A 21,215-nucleotide genomic window follows, 5' to 3' on the forward strand; every position below is an offset into this window, starting at 1 on the left:
GTTGAAACACTTAAAACGAAAAAAATAAACCTGTATTAAAATGGTGTTCCATTTAATACAGGTTCATATGAAAAAACTGTTTTTAAAACAGCTGGCCATGCACTTCTTCAGCAAATATGGCGGCTATAAATAATTTTTCATCATCACTTATGCGAAGTCCGAGCTTTTCTTCATAAGGGGCTAATGTCCGCTCTGTCACGTACACCAATTCCTTCAGCTGATCATTGATCTCTTCTTCCTCTGAGAAAGCGATCGGATTCTGCTTAATTACCCTTTCAAAGGCGAAAGCCGTGTGCATAATGACTTTGATCAAAACCGCATTATTGAAAATGACCCCCAGCTCATCTTGAACGGTTTGCAGCCACTCCAATAACATTTCGATCACATGGTGGGGATTCAAGAAGACAAGGTATTTTTTCAGGCTATCCTCGCAAAGCTCCCTGACAATCATATTTGCTTCGTTCAATCCATTGCTCAAGGGGATGCTTCCTTTTGTAATCGCCTGTTGAATCAGCTTCTCTCCCTCCCCTTCAATTAACACTTCTAAAGATACATGCGGAGCATTGATTTTAGGGTCTTTCGTTCCGACTGTCGCAAGGATTTCATACTCTTTTTCGATTTCTTTTATGCTGTTGGCCAGCTTAATCGATGATACGGTCAATATGTGAATCGGTGTATCGGAGGCCTTGTTTACGATCGTGGTTAGAATGTCTTCCAGCTTTTTGGCCGTCCCGCTGCCCGTGGTGCAGATGGATACCAATGCCTTCTTTTTGCCGGGTGCCGCTGGCTGACGCTCCCACAACTCGATAAAATCCTTCGTGACCGATTGATAGATCGCATGCAAATTTAAATTCAAATAGTTGACCTTTCTGACAGCATCCAGCACCATTGAAGTCGTAACATTGCTGATCGTTTTAATAGAAATGCCTGTCTTTTCCTCCAGCCTGCTTTCCAGCATTGCAAGCGACCCCATATCTACCAGCATTAAAACACCTTCGCCTTCATCAACCTGTTTCATTTTTTCTGCTACGCATTCAAGAATGTCCGAAGGTGAAACAGTAAGCGGCATGTCAACTGCTGCAATCGGCGTACTCCCTAGCAGTTCTGTCGCGACTTCAACCATTGAACTCGCCGTGCTGTTTCCATGAGCAGCCACGATAATACCGACTCTTTTGTTCTCCTTTAACGATTTGATGGAATGAATTAACATCGTTAAGTAGATGACTTCTATTTCAGGAATAGCCACTTTAAAATATTCCTGAATTTTATCTTTAAAAATCATCGCCACCCGATATTCTTTCACATGAGTATCACGAATTTCATCTGTCTCCTGTGTATTCAAAACATCAATTTGCTTTCCTCGCTTTAAAAATGCGTCAATATGCATACTCAAGAAATAAATAAACTTACGGTCAAATGTGCAATCCAGCTCATGTTCAGCTATTTCTTTTAACTGTTTTGTCATTTGAATCACATCATCTTCAACGAATGTCAGCAGGTTGTCTTTTTGAAAAGCTTGATGATGAAAAAAACTTCTGACATGCAAATGGACATCAGTCAAGATGTACTGGTTAATATCCTTTTTGGATAAACCTTCTTTCATAAGCGTTTTCACTTTTTCCTCAATCAAATGATATAAGTTAAATGAGAGGTCTTCGTCAATTTTTGTTGTTTCATCTTCTACAATCGGAGAGATAATCGTTGTAATATTGACATATTCAGAAATGGCTTTGCTTCTTTGCATGTTTTTGCTGCTGGACATCCATTCTTGCTTGATTTCATCAGGCAGATCGCGAACAGTCAGTTCAATAACTTCATTTCTGTCAAGGTTATGCAAAAATCCGTGTGCGCAAACTAACTGGACATTTGATTTCAGCTGTCCGACATTCCCAAATTTCGCAGAGTGAATAAGCGCATTATAGACATCGATATGCACACTCAGATTCTTCTTAATCCGCTCTGCTTCTTTCCCTAATAAAAACGTCGTCAGATCCACTCTTTCTTTAAGCGATCGTTCTTCAAGCGAAGGAATATGAATGGTCATTGGGATTCTTCGCAAAAACGTTTTCAATAGTGCAGAACTCGGATTTTCTGTAGTCGCACAAATAAACAATACGTTCGATGTTCGCTTATGTTCAGATTCTCCAAGCCTGTTATAAGAACCGCTGTCAATAAAATAAAACAGCATTTCTTGTCCCTCGGGTGGGAGACGGTGGATTTCATCCATAAAAAGAATGCCCCCATTGGCCTGTTCGACTAAACCTGCCTTATCCTCGGCAGCACCTGTAAATGAACCTTTTTTGTGTCCGAATAATTGAGAAAGCAATAATTGAGGGTTGTTGTAGTAGTCTGCACAGTTAAATGTAATAAATGGTGCGCCGGCCTTCAATATGTCAGAGTAAATGGCAAACTGGTAAATTCGGTTTGCAAAAAGGGATTTACCGGAACCAGTCGGCCCTAGGAGGAGCATATGCAGACCGTTCGGCGGATAAAAGACAGCTGCTTTTGCCTGGGAGATCGCTTTCTTCAAACTCCCTTTTGCCCCTATCATAAGCTCTAGGGGATTCGTGGAAATGTGTTGATGATTTTGCTTTGAATTTCCGGAAAACGCCTGAAGGTCTTTCACTTCCATCATCTCTGTATCCCATTTCTTGTTGAATAATTTTTCTGCTATCTCGACTGGGATGTATCTTACAGGAAACGTTTTAATTTTGATGACCTTTTTGGACCGGACGAGATTGTTCAATTCAAAGCTGACATTGGACCGCTCCATTTTCAGCTGCTCGGCAATCTCCTTTGCTGAATTCCCTTGTATTTTTAAAAGATGATCTAAGGTTGAATCATGAAAATTATGCTTGAGCTGATGGTATATTTTATCTATTCTTCTCACGTCTATCATCCTTTGTCCTTATTAGATAAGCCATTAACAAGAATATTTCGAAACTTTATAGTCCGCGTTGAGATTATCTGCTGATACACGTTTAAAAAGGTCTCTATAGCAGATTGACAAAACTGGCTTTTATGCGTATATGTTTACATTTTGAATAAATTTGCATCTCATATTAGTATGATAGATGCTCAGTTCTGGAGGGCCAGTCCCCTTCAAAAGTAATAATCAGTAAACAGTTTATCATTCTCGGGGAATGTAATGATGTCAAAATCATCAATGACAAAAAATGAATCTTATAGATCATGACAAATTACCCAAATATAACCCCTTAAGTTCGTTCACAACTAAAAAGACGGACACTCTATGTGACCGCCACAGTATTACAATTTGCAAAACTTCGTCATTTTTGCAATCCACTTTGAAGGTTAAGGAATCTGTAAGCTTAAAAACTTTATCTCCGATTCTATCGATTTGATCCCCCCTGCAGGCCTCACTCATAGTGGGTATGCAATTATACAAATCGTTACCGATTAAAACTAGCCTGTCAGATGGTCCAAATGACTTTCCTGTTTTACTCTGCTATTCAGGTAGAATCACGAGTGAAAATAGAGCCAGAAGACATGTAACAGCACTTAAAATAGTTTTAAAATTTAAAAATAAAAGTATCTATTCTTTTAAATGTTATAATATCCGATAAAACTTTAATCATCTTTTTATTACTGGAGGAAAATAAAATTGATAGGCAATTCTAGCAAAGACAATTTTGGCCAGCAACAGAAATTGTCTAGAGGCCTTAAAAACAGGCATATACAATTAATGGCGATTGGAGGTGCAATCGGTACAGGTTTATTTTTAGGTTCAGGTAAATCCATCCACTTTGCAGGACCATCCATTTTATTTGCTTACTTGATCACCGGCGCATTTTGCTTTTTCATTATGCGCTCGCTCGGAGAACTGCTCTTATCAAATGCGGGATACCACTCTTTTGTTGATTTTGTAAGGGACTATTTAGGAAACATGGCAGCATTTATCACTGGGTGGACCTACTGGTTCTGTTGGATTTCCCTCGCGATGGCTGATTTAACGGCGGTCGGCATTTATACGCAATATTGGCTTCCCGATGTGCCTCAATGGCTGCCGGGTCTTCTTGCGCTTATTATCCTGCTGATCATGAACCTTGCCACCGTTAAACTTTTCGGAGAATTAGAATTTTGGTTTGCATTGATCAAAGTCATTGCCATACTGGCTCTGATCGTAACTGGCATTTTCCTGATTGCGAAAGGTTTTTCGGCAGCTTCCGGCCCTGCCAGCCTCACCAACCTTTGGAGCCACGGCGGCATGTTCCCAAATGGATGGCATGGGTTTATCCTATCTTTCCAAATGGTCGTCTTCGCTTTCGTGGGTATTGAACTGGTTGGCCTGACAGCAGGTGAAACAGAAAATCCCCAAAAAGTGATCCCTAAAGCCATCAATCAAATCCCTGTCCGGATTTTACTTTTTTATGTTGGCGCACTTTTCGTGATTATGTGTATCTATCCTTGGAATGTGTTGAATCCAAACGAAAGCCCATTTGTTCAGGTCTTCTCTGCAGTAGGCATCGTTGTGGCTGCCAGTTTGATCAATTTTGTTGTATTAACATCAGCCGCGTCAGCTGCAAATAGCGCTTTATTCAGCACAAGCCGAATGGTCTATTCACTTGCAAAGGATCATCACGCACCTGGACTATTAAAGAAATTAACTTCTTCTAACGTGCCAAGCAATGCGCTGTTCTTTTCATCCGTCGCCATTCTGATTGGCGTTAGTCTGAATTATTTAATGCCCGAGCAAGTCTTCACACTGATTACAAGTGTTTCTACAATATGCTTCATTTTTATTTGGGGCATCACGGTGATTTGCCATTTGAAATATCGAAAAACAAGGCAGCATGAAGCGAAAGCAAACAATTTCAAAATGCCTTTTTACCCATTATCCAACTATTTAACACTTGCATTTCTCGCGTTCATTCTTGTCATATTGGCACTGGCGAATGATACACGTATTGCTTTGTTTGTCACCCCGGTCTGGTTTGTTTTATTGATTATTTTGTATAAGGTGCAAACCCGCAGAGGACATAAGATGAAATAAAAAAAGACAAGGGATACTCACTCCCTTGTCTTTTTTATAGGGCCAAACACTAAATTAAACTTTGGTTTCAAATTTCATTCACTTCATTTAAGTGTTAACTCAAACCAGTTTTGATGCCGAAACCTACTAATATTATTCCGGTAATTTTTTGAAACACTTTCTGGAACTTCGAGTTTTTCATCCATTTTTTTGCGTAATCAATAATATAAACAAGAAACAGGAACCACAACACCGCTAATAAGGTTAGGATTGAAGCTAAAATAATGAGCTGCTGGTTTATATTTCCGTTCAAATTGATAAATTGGGGCATGATTGTAACATACACCAAAACAGTTTTAGGATTGAGAATGTTACTGAGTGATCCTTGCATAAAGGAAGTTTTATAATAACGTTTCGGAGAACTTGCCATATTTTTTGCTTGGGATTGCATGTCATCTAACGAAAACATACTTTTAGCAAAAAAACTTTTTACACCTAAATAAATTAAGTATGCCGCTCCCAAATATTTGATCGTTGTGAAAAGAATCACTGACTTTGCGATCACCACTGATAATCCTAAAATGGCAATTACCGTCCAAAAGGAAAGTCCTGTCGCCAATCCGAGAATGTTATAACGGCCGGCTTTCGGGCCATACCTAAGCGTATTTTTCATCACAAGCATCGTATCTGCCCCCGGCATGATAACCATCATGGCAGCGATCGGTATGTATGCGAGTAAGCTGTGCATTGTTCTCTCCCCCTTTAAAAATCCCCTCAATCATATAGTGACTACAAAAGTAACTACTTATAAAAGTGTATCAATGCGTTTGGAATAAATCAATATGGTTTGTTAAAATAGCGATTACTAAGGCAGCGATTGCTCTTTATATTGGAGGATATATGAAAGAAACTATGTTAGACATTTTAAAAAACCTCAATTTTACAGAATATGAATCGAAAGCGTATTTGGCATTATTGCAAGAATCACCTTTAACAGGCTATGCCGTTGCCAAAAAATCCGGAGTTCCCCGTTCTAAAATTTATGAAGTCTTGGAAAGCCTTGTCATAAGGGGAGATGTTTTTGTCAGTCATGGAAATACGCCTCAGTATGTTCCAGTCCCCGCAAAAGAACTGATTAAAAACCGCCGGCTCAAAGCGGAAGAGCATTTTGATCAGGCTGAGAAATATTTTGAAAAGTTCGAGCAGACTGCAAATGACCGGGAAAACATCTGGAATATCACCGGCCGCAGTGAAATTCTTGAAAAGGTGAAGGCTTGTATCTTATCCGCCAAAAAAAGAATCCTCTTAGAAATATGGAAAGAGGATTTTAAGGAGATAGAAGCAGAACTCAAACATGCGGCAGAACAAGGCGTTATTGTCACCATTATTGCGTACGGAGACATCGTATCTGATTTTGCCAATGTTTATCTTCATGATATGAGCAGTGAAATTACAGAAGAGTATGACGGACGGTGGCTTGTCTATAGCGGAGATGATTCAGAAGTAGTAGCGGGAATTGTCTCACTTGGCAACGACAGCCGTGCTGCATGGACGATGCATGTAGGTTTAGTCATGCCTATTACTGAAGTGATCATTCATGATCTGTACCTCATGGAAATTCTGAAAAAGCATAGAGAGCTTTTAGAAGAGAGCTTCGGGAAAAATCTCATCCAGTTGCGCCGTAAATTTTCTATTCACTCAGATTTCAAAAAACATTATTTGGAATAATATTCGCATCGCTTAACCAAAACATGGCTTGTACAAACAAGCCGTGTTTTTTTATGCATAAAACTCCCCATGCTGATTTACTTCTCTCTTTTAAAAAAAAGCGATTCTGCGCAAACTATTTTTCAGCCTGCCGCGTCTATCCTAGGTAACAGCCTACGATATACGTATATTCAAAAAGGAGCCCTTTATTGCAATGAAGAAAAAACAAACAACAAAAGCGTTGCTTGTCACATGCATAACTGACCATAAGCAAGATTTCTACAGGTTGGCTTTCAGTTATGTGAAAAATCAAGATGACGCATTAGATATTGTTCAGGAATCGATAAAAAAAGCGCTGAGCTCAGTTGAAACGGTCAGGAACCCTGAGACGATAAAAAGCTGGTTTTATAAAATTTTAGTGCGGACTGCCATTGATTTTTTGCGCAAACAAAAAAAGATAAGAGTGATGGACGACGAAACGATAGAATTTTTAAGCAAAGGAAAGGAAGACCATTACAAGGATACTGATCTCCATGAAGCGCTTGACGAATTGCCGTACCGCTATAAAACCATTATTATTTTACGCTTTTTTGAAGACCTCAAATTAGAAGAAATTGCGGAAATTACAGGAGAAAACACGAATACCGTCAAAACGCGCCTATACAGAGCATTGAAGCTGATGCGCATTCAGTTGACGAAGGAGGATCTTTCTTAATGGATAAGAGATTACAGCAATTAAGAGAAGAATATAAAAATGTTCAGATTCCTAAAGAATTGGATATCATTGTTGAAAAAGCCCTTCAGCAAGAACCAAAAAAGAAAAGAATCGTCATGTGGCCGACATCAGCAGCAATCGCTGCAGCTATTTTATTCACTGCGCTTGTTAATATCAACCCTGACGCTGCTCAGGCTATGTCAAGGATCCCTGTCATCGGCAAAATCGTCAAAGCGATCACCTTTATTGAAATCAAAGAGGAAAAAGACCAATCAAGCATTGATGTCAAAACACCTGCTTTGTCCGGGCTTTCTAATAAAGAGCTGGAAAACAGCATTAACCAAAAATACTTGAAAGAAAGCCAGCAGCTGTATAAAGAGTTTATACAGTCCACATCCAAAAACAAAAAAGGGCATCTCAGCATCTACAGTGATTACGAGACGGTCACAGACACGCCAGATTTACTCTCTATCCGGCGCAATATTGAAAAAACACAAGCATCTTCCTACACACAAAGCCGTTATATTACAATTGACAAAAAGAATGATATTTTACTTACATTAAAAAGCTTATTCAAAGATGAGCGCTATATTAAAGTCATCAGTCAAAATATTAGAGAGCAAATGAAACAGCAAATGAAGGAAGATCCAAATAAAATATATTGGCTCACTGACGAAGATGCAGAACCGTTCAAAACGATTCTTCCTGATCAAACGTTTTACATTACTGAAGACCATAAACTTGTGATCTCATTTGACGAATATGAAGTCGCCCCCGGCTATATGGGCGTTACCGAGTTTACAATTCCAACCAGCGTCATTTCAAACTTGCTCGTGGGTGAACGTTATATTCGATAAAATAAAAACATCCATCTAAGATTATGGATGTTTTCTCTCTTCTCTATTCGAGGTCGTAACCTCGTATCAAAAACAACGAGAATATTTGCATACTATTGGAGGAATTCCCATGTATCACAAGACACAGCATCATCGATACATCCCTGGACTTGATGGCCTTCGCGCTTTTGCCGTCCTGTCAGTTATCGCTTATCACCTAAATTTCAATTGGGCTAACGGAGGTTTTATCGGAGTTGATATCTTTTTTGTTTTATCCGGATATTTGATTACATCTATTCTATTACCGGCATATGGAAATGATATCAATCTTGATTTTCGGGACTTTTGGGTGCGCCGCATTCGGCGGCTTCTGCCGGCAGCGTACCTTATGATCTTTTCCACTGTTGTGTGGGTCGTATTGTTTGATCGAGAACTATTGCACACTGTACGTGGAGATGCGATCTCTTCTCTCTTTTATATGAGCAATTGGTGGTTTATTTTTCACAAGCTATCATATTTTGATAGTTTCGGTTCCCCATCACCTCTAAAAAACCTTTGGTCGCTGGCGATTGAAGAACAATTTTATATCATATGGCCGATGTTTTTAGTTGTTGGAATGTACATAATGAAAAGCCGCGCCAGATTGGCTGCGGTGATATCATTGCTTGCGCTTTGTTCAGCCGTGATGATGAGCGTATTGTATGAACCTGGCGGAGATCCGAGCCGCGTTTACTATGGCACAGACACTCGTTCGTTTGAACTTCTCATCGGATGTGCCTTGGCTTTGGTATGGCCGATGAAAAGGCTGTCTTCCAACAGGCTGCCAAGCAAACTGAAGCACACTTTGCACGCCACTGAATTTTTGGCATTTTGTATTTTAGTGTTGTGTGTCTATTTCACAGATGAATACGAGCCTTTTCTTTACAGAGGCGGAATGCTATTCATTAGCGTGACTGCCGCAATCCTTATTGCATGTGTTTGCCATCCGAGCAGCTTTTTAGGCAATCTGCTTTCATGGAGGCCGCTTCGGTGGCTTGGAACGAGGTCTTACGGAATTTATCTTTGGCACTACCCTGTTATTGTGTTAAGCACGCCAGTTCAAGAAATCGGAAACCCTGTTTTTTGGCATATCGTGCTAAAGGTCATTGTGACATGTATACTTGCCGAGCTTTCCTATCATTTTATTGAGAAGCCGATACGGACACAGGGATTTAGGTCATTTTTCCGCCGTGTTTTTATACATAGAATCAAGGAATGGAAAACGACATCTGTCATCAGCAAACTGTCAATTGGTTTCATTATTTTCGCTATACTTATTTTTGCAGGCGGGCTGTCAGGGCTAGCCGGCGAGCAAAAACACCCTACCAAATGGACCTATAGCTCACAAGAAACAAATGCTGACTCCAGCCAGGCTTCTGGGGATAAAAAGAACGCTGCAGCAGATAAAAAACACTATCCTGAACAAAAGACAACAGAATCCGATCAACGTCAAAAGGAAAACAAAGATAGTGGGCAAGAGACTCATAAAAAGAAAGACACGCAATCCCAACAGCAGAAAAAACCAGCAGACACTGCGAAAGAAGTTTTAGCTATAGGAGATTCCGTCATGCTTGATATTTCTTCACACCTGCGTCAGTCACTTTCACATGTGACGATTGATGGAAAGGTAGGAAGACAAATGTCTCAAGCTTTGGAACTCGCAAGGGAATACAAGTCTTTTAATCAGCCGAACAAGGCTGTCATCATTGAGCTTGGAACCAATGGCTACTTTACAAACAGCCAAATCGAACAACTGCTTCAATCTTTCTCAAAAGCCCATATCTATCTTGTCAATACACGGGTTCCCCGCCAATGGGAAAGCAAGGTTAATGAATCTTTACAGCACCAGGCAAGCGCACATCAAAATGTTACGTTAGTTGACTGGCATACAGAAGCCCTTCAGCATCCGGAATATTTTACCCCTGATGGTGTTCACTTGGTTCCTAAAGGGGCAAAAGCTTTGACCGCTCTTATTGTTCAGGTGATGAAATCATAAAAAAGAGATCCTATGCGGATCACTTTTTCACTTTAGTTTCTGATCGTTGATTATGTCTCCTTTCAGCAAGGCTGCCCTTATGTTTACATTCCGTTTACGTAAGGGTAAGCCAAAATAGAATGGAGGGATGATGGTGACAGTAAATGAAGAACATGACTTCCAAAAAGAGCTGAAACGATATGAACTTTTTTTCAAAAAACGATATAAGATTCTTTATACAGTAAACGATTTTATCATTGGTGCTTTGTTTCTCGTCGGGAGCTTTTTCTTTTTTTATGACAGATTAATGTCGGCAGGGATATGGCTGTTTGCGATCGGAAGTTTGCTGCTGTTAATCAGGCCGACCATTCGGCTGATTCATGACTTTCATTACCGTAAGCATGTGGAGCAGCAATTCAAGCATCAATCTTCAACAGATGACTGATCTTAAGGAATAAGCAAGAACAAAATGCCAAAAGCCTGAGTTGAAAATCAAAAACAAGACTTTTAGACTATTTATTTTAAAAAATAAGGTAAAAAGAACTAAACTTTTGCCTCTGCATGCCGATATGAATAATAAGGCCGGCACGATACTCCCTATAACATCCTTTTCAGTAGATTTCATTATCGTGCCGGTTTTCTCATATGCAAAGCAATCCCGCCAATCAGATTGGCGGGATTTTATATTTTACATTCCTGTCCAAACGTCTTTCACATAACGTCTTTGATCTTGCAGCTTTTGCAGCCATTCAGCTGATTCTTCCTGACTTGCTCCTTTTTCAGCTTCATACGCCAATCGCAAAGTTTTCTCTACATCAGGAGCCATTTGTGATCCATCACCGCATACGTAAATATGAGCCCCTTTTTCAATGAGTGTCATCAATTTCTGCGTATCTTGCTTGAGCAAGTGCTGGACATATTCTTTTGGTTCGTTTTCGACGCGCGAGTAGCATCGGCGGATTGTGACCAAACCGTCCTGTTCCGCTTGATCCAGCTCTTCTCTGTAAAGGTCGTCATGGTCCGGGCGGCGGCAGCCGAAGTATAAAAGTGCTTCACCAAGGGTGCTTCCTTCCTTCTTCAAAACCGATCTAGCCTGAATAAAGCCCCTGAATGGCGCAATTCCTGTGCCCGGCCCGACCATAATCATAGGCGTTTCAGGCTCATCCGGCATCTGGAATCCGGACTGCGGCGTACGAATGAAGCAAGCTGCTGCATCACCTGTATTCAACTCTGCTAAATAATTAGAGGCGACACCCCGGTATTCACCTCTGCCGCTCCATGCTGAGGCTTTCACAACTCCTACCGTCATGCTCACGATATTTTGATGAACTTTCGGTGAGCTTGAAATGGAATAGTATCTCGGTTTTAGTGATGGCAAAAGTGCTAAAAACCGTTCAAACGGCATTTCGCAAGCAGGATAATCCTCTAAAAAATCAAGCATGGTAAGACGTTTTGCAAGTACCTGCTCTTTGTAAATGCCATCATCTGAAACGAGCTGTTCCAGCTCTTTTTGATGCGGCGGACAAACTGTATAAGAGGCCAGCTCCCGAAGCTGAAGCCTTGATGCCGGTTCCTGCAGCTCTACATAGGACGACAATAAATCCACTACTTTGATCGGCCGATCCATCGGCAGATGAGCCATATGAGCGCTTCCGCTTACTTTTATCACATGATTGGACTGCAAACCGAATCGGCTGAGAACCCGCTGAACAAGCTCCCTGCTGTTCTTCGGCAGGATTCCGATATGATCGCCTTCTTTATATGTTTTACCAGCCGGAATTTCCAATTCAATATGGCGGGTTGAACGCGTGCTGTCAGCTGTCTGGAGTTCTCGATTCTCTAACACAACCCCTTCAAACGCGCCATATGCTTTAGCAACCGGCGTTTCCGTCGCTTCACTGAGAAAAGTAATCGATATTGAAGGCCTGTCTTCTTTCTGGGCTATTTCGTTAATATCAAATGCGTCCATCGTTTCCTTCCAGAAGCGGTTTTCCCAAGACTCGCGATGGCTTTCAAAATCATCGGCGGCGTCACCTTCCCCAATCTCTGTTAGACGCGATGCCCCCTTTGCTTTCATCATGTCATCAATCAGGCGGGGAATCCGCTGATACGTGCTGGCCCAGCTCCGGTTCCCGCAGCCGAATACCGCATAGGAAACACCTTTCAATTGGCCTTCCTCAAGCTCTTTCAGCCACTCTACAAAGCCGGCAGCATTATCAGGCGGCGACCCATTATAAGAAGCCGTTACAATGACGACTGCCCCTTCTTCAGGGAGCTTGCCGATATAATCATCAAGCGGAGCCGTTTCAGCTGTAAAGCCCATCTGGCGGCCTTGAGCAGCCAATTCACCGGCTATTCCCTCAGCTGTCCCAAGGTTTGAACCGTAAAGAACGAGTAAAGGTGTGCCGTGTTTAGGTTTGGTTTCTTTTGGCTTTGTTTCTGCTTTGATGTCTGCCTGTTCTTTTCTCTGTACATTGATTGCCGCTGTTTTCCGCGGTTTCACAGTAATTTTAAAATCATCCGGCTTGATCGTTAATGCTTCTTTGATTTTTAGTTCGTAGCCAGTATGGTTAATCAATTCAAAATGCTTTAATACAAGACCGAGAACCATTGTCGCTTCTTGAAGAGCAAACTGCATGCCAATACAAGCGCGCTGTCCGTTTCCAAACGGCTTATACGCATGGTGAGGGATACTTGAAGGATCCTCAAACCGTTCCGGACGGAAATCTTCCGCATCCGGCCCCCAAGCGTTTTGATCCCGGTGCAGTTTTGGAATTAAAACAGTGACTGGCTGCCCTTTGCTGATCGGATATTCCCCGCCTAGAACAGTATCCTCCTTCGCATATAGAGAAAAAGCCGGAGCTGTTGGATACAGTCTGAGGGTTTCATTTAAAACCATCCGAGTGTATTTGAGCTGCTGGATTTGTTTATATTCAGGCGTGTCATCAGTTAACACGCGATCCACTTCCTCCTGAGCTTTTTTCAGTTTTTCTGGATGTGTAAGCAGACAATAAATCGCAAAGGAAAGCAAACCGCTTGTTGTCTCATGTCCAGCAATTAAAAATGTGATGATTTGATACCTTATGTTTTCATCATCCAGCGTTTCACCGGTTACTGGATCTTTGGCATAAAGCATGAGAGACAAGAGATCCTTGATGTTATCATCCGGATTCGCCTTTCGCTCCGCTATCATTCTATCGACCAGGGAGTTCATGACTTCTATATCCTTTTGAAACTGCAGCTTCGTTTTCACCATCATCTTATCTTGCAGGCCCAGTCTTTTTGATTGATTCATCGCCTCTTTTAAGGCACGGAGCATACTGGTGATAAACGGATGCTGTGAATCACGGTAAAAGCTGTTGAATCGATAGTTAAATCCGCATAACCCAATCGTATCAAGCGTCAGACGTGTCATATCGTCTGCTACATCAATTTCTTCATTAGGGTTTAACCGGCTCCATTTTTGAATCAGCTGGGTTGCGATATCCAGCATCATAGAATGGTAGCCTTTCATCGCTTTTTGACTAAAACTCGGCAGCAAAATGCGGTGGGCTTTTTGCCAGTTCGGTTCGTGCGTCCAGCTTGTAAATAAGCCATCTCCCCCGAATTCGCGCACCTTTTGCAAGCCTTTGCCAAGGTTCTTGTCAAAGCGGCTTTCATCACACACTTCAGCCACAAGATTGTGGCCCGATACAAAAACACTGGATACTCCCGGAAAATCAAAACGGAAAATCGGCCCCAATTCATCAGCTATCCGCCATAAGGATTGAGAAAGCTGTTCTTTTTCAAGATGCGGAAGATTTTTTAAAGGTCCGTATGTTTTGGGCTGAGGTATTGCGCTTGCCTGTTTCATTAACATCTCCCTTTCCTATTTTTGTGATGAATGAAGCTTAATGGCGTCCCAGCAGCATTGTTCCAATTCAGTAATTAAATCAGTGTCCATCTCTATATCACCTGTTTGAACGAGCTGATATATCTTGAGAAACGCCCCTAATACAATCGCAACTAACACATTAGAGGGCAGGCTGCGAATCACGCCTTCCGCTTTTCCCTTATTAAAATAGTCATCAAGCATTTGAGTCAGATTTTCTATCATTTTTTTGCTTGTATGATTTAAGTAATGAGCATCTTTTTTGGTTTCAAGAAAAAAAAGCGCATAGTCGCTCTCTTTCGTAAACTGAACGAGACAGCAAAATACGTGGTGAAAGCCTTCTCTGACAGGCAATTCTGAAACGTCTTGCTTCAGTTTTTCCGTAAATCGCTGGATGCTTTCTTGAAACAGTACGTTGACGAGTGTTTCTTTGCTGTCAAAATAACGATAGATCGTTCCTGTCCCTACGTGAGCACGTTCAGCTATCATAGGAATAGTGGTAGCGTCAAAACCCCTTTCCGTAAAAAGTGAGACCGACGCTTTCATAATCATGTCGTATTTACTGCTGGATGCGGATAACATGTAATCTGACAACCTCCGATTCGTTTGCGGAATGAATATTCATTCCTTTTGTTCACAAAGAATGTCTGCCCTGTCTGAAATCACCTCTTTGTTCTTTCTTCTGTTATAAGTTTATATGAAAAAAACTTTTTTTAATATAAAGTATATGCAAAAAATAAAAAATTAAGAAAATATACCCAAATCCTAAAGCGAGGATCTTGGATATATTTCCCGAGAAATTTTTTATTTAACAGCCACAATACATAGACAGGAATCACGCCGGATAACAGAAAGATCCCTGAAATGCTGGTCTTTCAGCAGTTGAATATACGTTTTCTCTTTTTCACCGGTCTTTGTGTCAATACTGATATAAAACCGGCCGTCAATTTGAAGCACCCTGTAAATTTCTCTTAATGCAAGCCTAATATCGGTGCAGCTTTGAACCGTATGTAAAGAAAAGACTTTATTAAAGGTACGGTCATCAAAGGGAATGTCCTCTGGATAGCCATGAAAAACCTCCCCGTTCCCCATGTTCTTTCGATTCGCACGTGATATCTGTCTTACCTTTCGTTTTGAAGGATCAATGCTTTTTAGGCTTCCCTTTTCTAGTTTCTTGGTTATGCTTTTAAAGACAGTGCCGTTTCCAATTCCAATTTCTAAAATTCTGTCATTTCCTTGTATATCTATAGAGTCAATCATCATATGCTCAATTGTTTTGGTTAGCTTATATTTCCGAGAAAATAATTTCCAAAAATTCGATCGTTTATAGAGTCTATTTTCTAGCATTTTAAACACCTGCTTTTGGTTTCCTATGTTTATTTATTATCTTAAAAAAATAAACATCATCTTCATTTCTAAAAGTGAAGGAAGGTACCAACTAGACGGCAATGTATTGAAAAATGTTTCAACAGAACTAAACTTTTTCATTTTTTTCCGCAAAAAAAGCAGAAAACATAATGTTTTCTGCCCTCTTTCTAATGCCAATGATAAGGGAATACATACAGCCTTTGCTGCTGCATTGCCATCAGCCTCTGCTGTCGGAATGGATTTCCATAACCATGTTTGAAGGAATGCGGCATGGACGCATAACCATGGCCAATCGACGGCAGCCTTTTTTGATAATCGTTCATCATGCCATCACCTGCCTCACAGTAACGTTGATTTATTGTATGCAGGCAGGCATTTTCTTGACAGCTGTTTCGCTAAACTTGGTCCTTCTCCATAGTATAATGCATCAATAGTTCCATTCTAAGCATATGCCATTCCCCCTTCAGTTTTTTTCGTTGCTTTTAGCGCCAGTTTGTTAAATAAAGATGCTTTAACTGAGACTCTTTCATTTCATCATAAATCTGCTCAATCTGCTGTTCTCGTTCGAATTCTTCCTGGCTTTTAAACCGTTTTTTAATCGTTAACGTTAAAAAGAATAGGTTAATCGTCATATCGCTCACCCCCTTTCAAAGTCCGCACAAGCGAAATAACCCGCGGCACACTCTTCTGCTGCGGGCAAATAAAAACCGCAGACAAAAGAAGACACCAATGCCTCTACTGCCTGCGGGGAGTTGCGTATGTCCGACTATTCCGAATTTAATGCGTGCGATAAGCATCGGTTAAGGAAGGACACGAACTCTTCCACAGGCTGAATAAACCATGAACTTTTACATGTGTATCCCGTACAGGTTGACGTCGTTGTCTCATTGTCATTTTGGTTCAGCCTCCTTTGCTTTTTTCTTACTTTGTAAGTATATCCACCAAATTCCATTTTGTAAACATCTTTTTCTAAAAATGGACGGAAATTGTGCAAATCATCGAATGGATTTGCCCGTTGGTCATGACACCTGCTTCATTTCTTTTCTGGAACGGTCTTTCTTATGATATGCAATAAAATAAATGAGACCGACAAATACAGCTCCGCCGATGACATTACCGATAAAAGCCGGAATGATGTTTCCGATGAACTGCCCCCACGTGAATGAGCCTGCAAAAATGGCAGCAGGAATCACAAACATGTTGGCGACAACGTGCTGAAATCCGATAGCCACAAAAGCCATGATTGGGAACCAGATGCCAAGGATTTTTCCTGCTGCGTCTTGGGCGCCGAAAGAAAGCCACACCGCAAGACATACAAGCCAGTTACAGCCGATGGCGGAAATGAGAACCTTGCCAAAGCTCATATCAAGCTTTCCTTGGGCAACGGCAATCGTTTTTTCTAAATAAGGACCTGTTTCAGTCAATCCAACCAAATGCCCGAAAAAGTACGCAACAAACAATGCGCCGATTAAGTTCATAATTGTGACGATTCCCCAGTTAATCGCTAACTCTTTTACTGATATTTTTCTCGAAAATAACGCCATCGCAACTGACATCATATTGCCTGTGATCAGTTCAGCGCCAGCGAGAACGACGAGGATCAGGCCGACTGGAAATACTGCTGCACCAATCAAACTGGACAGGCTGCCCCATTCTTTCGGAAGATCGCCGATTACCCTGATATCAAGCAAATACCCAAGCGCGATAAATGCACCGCCTAAAAACCCCAGCACAAGCAGTGACGGCAGCGGGAGCTTTATTTTTTTCATCCCTGCTTCAATTGCTGCTTCCGCTATTTCATCCGGTTTTCGAAAAGCCATAATTAAACGCCTCCATTACTTCTTCTTTTCTCACAGTTATGCAAGAAAGGCAATAAAAAAGGCAGCACTCAAATAACCTGTGTCAAACCAGGCGTTTGAATGCTGCCTAACTTGTATGCATACCCATACAACAATATCAAGCAGTATGTGAGATATTGAAAGAGAATATATACAGTTCGTGCATACATTCCATTGCTTTAGCCTTCTATAACTGTAGCAACATCATATCAAATGTGACAAATTTGTGTCAATGACAAATATACTAGCTTTGCAGAGCTTCTTTTTGCTCATCTATTTTTCGGTCAAAAACAAATACAGATACAGCGATGTTTTCCTCAATTTTAATATCAGAAAACAAATGGACTAGCTTAGCTCCCATGAGTTCCTCCATTCCTTCCGGTGTTTGTTTGGAATAAAGGTCTTGAATTAGGCTTGTCCGGGCCGCATGTACCATCTCTCTTCCTTCAGGCGTGCGGGCGATAAACTGCTCGCTTGCACTCAGATTTCCGTACAGTGTTGAAACTGCCATGTTTTCTACAAATACAGTATGAATTCTCTCAGGCCCTTTTCCGAACAATTCTTTGCGAAGTTTTCGAATAATATCATTGAATTCATGAATTTTTTTAGACATGCTGATTACCCCTTCCGATATTGCCTTATAAAGGCTTTTCCCGGTTCCCCTCAGGACATTTCACTTGGTTAAAATTTTCCTGCCATATTGTATTATAATAAATATCACATTATAATAAAAGCAGTGTTGATGGATTTGTAATAGGATCTTGTTATGAGTCTATCGTTTTATAAAAATCAAGGATTGGTCTGTTAGTAAGACTTGCTAGTGAACTATTCCGCCATGTGTGTTTACACCTTCTTAGAATTAAGGGCAGGTGTATCTATACATGGCTTTTTTTGACTTCTTGAAAGAAAGATGGAGGGGAATATGAATATGATGGACGTTAAGTCGATCAGTGTCCGTGTAGACGGAACAGAAATTCAAGCACGAGCAGGGGCCACAATTTTAGATATTTTAAATGAAAACGGAATTGAGTACCCGCAGATTTGCCACGTACCAGAGGTTGACCCGATTCAAACTTGTGATACTTGCATAGTAGAGGCAAACGGCAAGCTGGTTCGTTCATGCGCGACGGTTGCAGAAAACGGGATGTCTATTGATCTTTCAGGAAATCGAGTGAAAGAAGCGCAAACCGAAGCGATGGACCGCCTTCTTGAAAATCATTTGCTGTATTGTACAGTTTGTGATAACAACAATGGAAACTGTACGCTGCATAATACAGCGGAAATGATGGGGATCGAGCATCAAAAATACCCATATACGCCAAAAGAAGATCCTTCTTGCGCGGTTGATATGTCTCATCCTTTTTACCGCTATGATCCAAACCAATGTATTGCCTGCGGCCAGTGTGTTGAGGTCTGTCAAAACCTTCAGGTAAATGAAACACTCTCAATCGACTGGGAACGCGAACGCCCTCGCGTCATTTGGGATGAGGGAGTTTCGATCAATGAATCTTCCTGTGTCAGCTGCGGTCAGTGTGTAACAGTATGTCCATGTAATGCACTGATGGAAAAATCAATGCTAGGGCAGGCTGGCTTTATGACAGGCATTAAAGAGGACGTCATGGAACCGATGATTGATCTCGTGAAAAATGTTGAACCGGGGTATGGCAGCATTTTTGCCATTTCTGAAGTCGAAGCGGCAATGCGTGAAACGAGAACGAAAAAAACGAAAACTGTATGTACGTTCTGCGGTGTCGGATGTTCATTTGAAGTATGGACAAAAGGACGGGATATTTTAAAGATCCAGCCTGTTTCTGATGCTCCGGTTAACGCGATTTCCACATGTGTCAAAGGGAAATTCGGCTGGGATTTCGTCAATTCTGAGGAGCGGATCACAAAGCCTTTAATCCGTAAAAACGGAGCCTTTGTGGAATCTTCTTGGGAAGAAGCCCTCGATCTTGTCGCAAGCAGATTAGGATCAATTAAAGAACAGTACGGTAAAGGCTCTGTCGGGTTTATTTCTTCTTCTAAAATTACGAATGAAGAAAACTACGTCATTCAAAAACTAGCGCGTCAGGTATTTGAAACAAACAACGTCGATAACTGCTCACGCTACTGCCAGTCTCCTGCTACAGACGGATTGTTCCGCACTGTCGGCATGGGCGGTGACGCCGGCACGATTAAAGATATCGCCAAAGCCGGTCTCGTCATCATCGTCGGTGCCAATCCGGCGGAAGGACACCCGGTGCTCGCAACACGCGTCAAACGGGCACACAAGCTCCACGGTCAAAAACTGATTGTTGCCGACCTGCGTAAAAATGAGATGGCTGAGCGATCTGATCTGTTCATCAGCCCTAAACAAGGCACAGACCAAGTTTGGCTGATGGCTGTTACGAAATATATGATCGACCAAGGCTGGCACGATCAGGCGTTTATTGATGAGAACGTCAATTACTTTGAAGATTATAAAGAAACCCTTAAAACGTATACGCTTGATTATGCAGAACGCATCACAGGCCTTTCAAAAGAAAACATCATTCAAATTGCTGAAATGATTCGTGATGCTGACGGCACTTGTGTCCTTTGGGGAATGGGTGTCACACAAAATACAGGCGGTTCTGATACATCAGCAGCCATTTCAAACCTGCTTCTCGCTACGGGCAACTATCGCCGTCCAGGTGCCGGCGCTTATCCTCTGCGCGGACACAATAACGTGCAAGGCGCATGTGATATGGGAACATTGCCTGGCTGGCTGCCGGGATATCAGCATATTACAGATGACAAGGCCCGCGCTAAATTTGAAGAGGCATATGGTGTCGAGATTGATGGAAAGCCTGGTTTAGATAATATTCAAATGCTTCATGCCATTGAAGAAGGAAAAATGAAAGCTATGTATCTTGTCGGTGAGGATATGGCACTGGTCGATTCAAACGCGAACCATGTGCATGATATTTTATCAAGCCTTGATTTCTTCGTGGTACAGGACATCTTCCTGTCAAGAACAGCTCAATATGCTGATGTCATCTTGCCGGCCACTCCTTCACTTGAAAAAGACGGAACATTTACCAACACAGAACGCCGTGTCCAGCGATTGTATCAGGCGCTTCCGACGCTTGGTGACGCAAAACCGGACTGGTGGATTATTCAAGAGGTGGCAAACCGTTTAGGAGCGAATTGGAATTACAGCCATCCAAGTGACATTTTCTCTGAAATGGCGAGCCTTTCTCCTCTGTTTGCCAAAGCAAGCTATGAGGTGCTTGAAGGCTGGAACAGCTTCCTATGGGGCAGCTTCACAGGTGAAAGCACACCGCTTCTGTATGAAGACGGATTTAATTTCCCTGACAAAAAAGCCCGCTTTGCCCTTTCTGATTGGACCGAGCCAGCGGCATTTCCGGAGGAATATGACCTTCATATCAATAACGGCCGGATGCTGGAGCATTTCCACGAAGGAAACATGACAAATAAATCGAAAGGCATCCAAGCGAAAGTGCCGAATGTATTCGTTGAGATCTCACCTGAGCTTGCACAAGAGCGAGGTGTTTGTGACGGTTCGCTTGTACGGCTCGTTTCTCCGTTCGGAGCAGTCAAATTGAACGCGCTGATCACAGACCGGGTACGGAAAAATGAACTCTATCTGCCAATGAACTCGACAGACAAGGAGTCAGCGATTAACTTCTTGACGGGCCCTGCAGCTGATAAACGGACGAACACGCCTGCTTATAAACAGACTAAGGTCCGCATGGAAGTGCTTGGCGGCTGTGAAACAGCGCCGCTGCCAAAAACAAATCCGCGCAACAAAAAACGGCATCCGCAAAACGGAGTCGAAGCAGAAAGAAAATGGAACCGTCCTGGCTATGTCCATCTGACTGACTAAAC

The 21,215-nt window shown here is 41.7% G+C and carries 16 protein-coding genes and 1 pseudogene; 8 read left to right on the forward strand and 9 right to left on the reverse strand.

The window, feature by feature from the left end; all coding sequences use genetic code 11:
• Window positions 1–82 precede the first annotated feature (82 nt).
• Window positions 83–2,890, reverse strand: coding sequence for a transcriptional regulator LevR (gene levR, locus NYE56_RS13460; protein ID WP_124072909.1), 2,808 nt, complete (start codon window positions 2,888–2,890; stop codon window positions 83–85).
• Between the two features lie 557 nt (window positions 2,891–3,447).
• Between levR and NYE56_RS13465 the strand changes: the two are divergent.
• Window positions 3,448–3,587, forward strand: a pseudogene (locus tag NYE56_RS13465) (hypothetical protein).
• Window positions 3,588–3,625: 38 nt separating this feature from the next.
• The gene (locus tag NYE56_RS13470) at window positions 3,626–5,014 is read left to right on the forward strand and encodes an amino acid permease (protein ID WP_341283975.1); all 1,389 of its coding nucleotides are present in this window, start codon (window positions 3,626–3,628) and stop codon (window positions 5,012–5,014) included.
• Window positions 5,015–5,108: 94 nt separating this feature from the next.
• On the opposite strand, the gene NYE56_RS13475 is transcribed toward NYE56_RS13470, so the two are convergent.
• Window positions 5,109–5,741: a LysE family transporter gene (locus NYE56_RS13475; RefSeq protein ID WP_014477480.1), complete on the reverse strand. Its 633-nt coding sequence runs from the start codon at window positions 5,739–5,741 to the stop codon at window positions 5,109–5,111.
• A gap of 152 nt (window positions 5,742–5,893) precedes the next feature.
• Here NYE56_RS13475 and NYE56_RS13480 point away from each other — a divergent pair, with 152 nt between their 5' ends.
• The 5 genes from NYE56_RS13480 to NYE56_RS13500 all read left to right on the forward strand — a co-directional run bounded on the left by NYE56_RS13480 (window position 5,894) and on the right by NYE56_RS13500 (window position 10,710).
• A complete protein-coding gene (locus NYE56_RS13480; protein WP_123372993.1) occupies window positions 5,894–6,721 on the forward strand; it encodes a TrmB family transcriptional regulator in 828 nt (275 codons plus the stop codon).
• 193 nt (window positions 6,722–6,914) lie between these two features.
• Complete coding sequence (gene sigV, locus NYE56_RS13485) at window positions 6,915–7,415, forward strand: RNA polymerase sigma factor SigV (protein ID WP_004398891.1); 501 nt, start codon at window positions 6,915–6,917, stop codon at window positions 7,413–7,415.
• Entirely contained in the window at window positions 7,415–8,272 is an 858-nt protein-coding gene (gene rsiV / locus NYE56_RS13490; protein WP_129110537.1) for an anti-sigma-V factor RsiV, read from the forward strand. The genes sigV and rsiV overlap by 1 nt, the downstream gene beginning before the upstream one ends.
• A gap of 109 nt (window positions 8,273–8,381) precedes the next feature.
• On the forward strand, window positions 8,382–10,286 hold the full coding sequence (gene oatA, locus NYE56_RS13495; protein ID WP_341283976.1) for a peptidoglycan O-acetyltransferase OatA: 1,905 nt from the start codon (window positions 8,382–8,384) through the stop codon (window positions 10,284–10,286).
• A 133-nt stretch (window positions 10,287–10,419) separates the two neighbouring features.
• Window positions 10,420–10,710, forward strand: a complete 291-nt coding sequence (locus NYE56_RS13500; RefSeq protein ID WP_087614863.1) for a YrhK family protein — start codon at window positions 10,420–10,422, stop codon at window positions 10,708–10,710.
• 243 nt (window positions 10,711–10,953) lie between these two features.
• On the opposite strand, the gene cypB is transcribed toward NYE56_RS13500, so the two are convergent.
• The 7 genes from cypB to NYE56_RS13535 all read right to left on the reverse strand — a co-directional run bounded on the left by cypB (window position 10,954) and on the right by NYE56_RS13535 (window position 17,955).
• Window positions 10,954–14,118, reverse strand: a complete 3,165-nt coding sequence (cypB, locus tag NYE56_RS13505; protein WP_341283977.1) for a bifunctional cytochrome P450/NADPH--P450 reductase CypB — start codon at window positions 14,116–14,118, stop codon at window positions 10,954–10,956.
• Window positions 14,119–14,133: 15 nt separating this feature from the next.
• A complete protein-coding gene (fatR, locus tag NYE56_RS13510) occupies window positions 14,134–14,718 on the reverse strand; it encodes a transcriptional regulator FatR (protein WP_268555762.1) in 585 nt (194 codons plus the stop codon).
• A 222-nt stretch (window positions 14,719–14,940) separates the two neighbouring features.
• Complete coding sequence (locus tag NYE56_RS13515; RefSeq protein WP_123372989.1) at window positions 14,941–15,483, reverse strand: class I SAM-dependent methyltransferase; 543 nt, start codon at window positions 15,481–15,483, stop codon at window positions 14,941–14,943.
• Window positions 15,484–15,671: 188 nt separating this feature from the next.
• Window positions 15,672–15,830 (reverse strand): hypothetical protein, encoded by a 159-nt coding sequence (locus NYE56_RS13520; protein WP_003229817.1) that lies wholly within the window; start codon window positions 15,828–15,830, stop codon window positions 15,672–15,674.
• Window positions 15,831–15,986: 156 nt separating this feature from the next.
• Entirely contained in the window at window positions 15,987–16,136 is a 150-nt protein-coding gene (locus tag NYE56_RS13525) for a YrzI family small protein (protein WP_133954254.1), read from the reverse strand.
• Window positions 16,137–16,523: 387 nt separating this feature from the next.
• Window positions 16,524–17,324, reverse strand: a complete 801-nt coding sequence (locus NYE56_RS13530; RefSeq protein WP_003229815.1) for a formate/nitrite transporter family protein — start codon at window positions 17,322–17,324, stop codon at window positions 16,524–16,526.
• Between the two features lie 262 nt (window positions 17,325–17,586).
• Window positions 17,587–17,955, reverse strand: a complete 369-nt coding sequence (locus NYE56_RS13535; protein WP_004398508.1) for a DUF2294 domain-containing protein — start codon at window positions 17,953–17,955, stop codon at window positions 17,587–17,589.
• A gap of 315 nt (window positions 17,956–18,270) precedes the next feature.
• Here NYE56_RS13535 and fdhF point away from each other — a divergent pair, with 315 nt between their 5' ends.
• Window positions 18,271–21,213, forward strand: coding sequence for a formate dehydrogenase subunit alpha (fdhF, locus tag NYE56_RS13540; protein ID WP_268555735.1), 2,943 nt, complete (start codon window positions 18,271–18,273; stop codon window positions 21,211–21,213).
• The last annotated feature ends 2 nt before the right edge of the window (window positions 21,214–21,215 follow it).

The organism is Bacillus sp. FSL R5-0603, from assembly GCF_038050295.1.
GTDB lineage: Bacteria > Bacillota > Bacilli > Bacillales > Bacillaceae > Bacillus > Bacillus subtilis.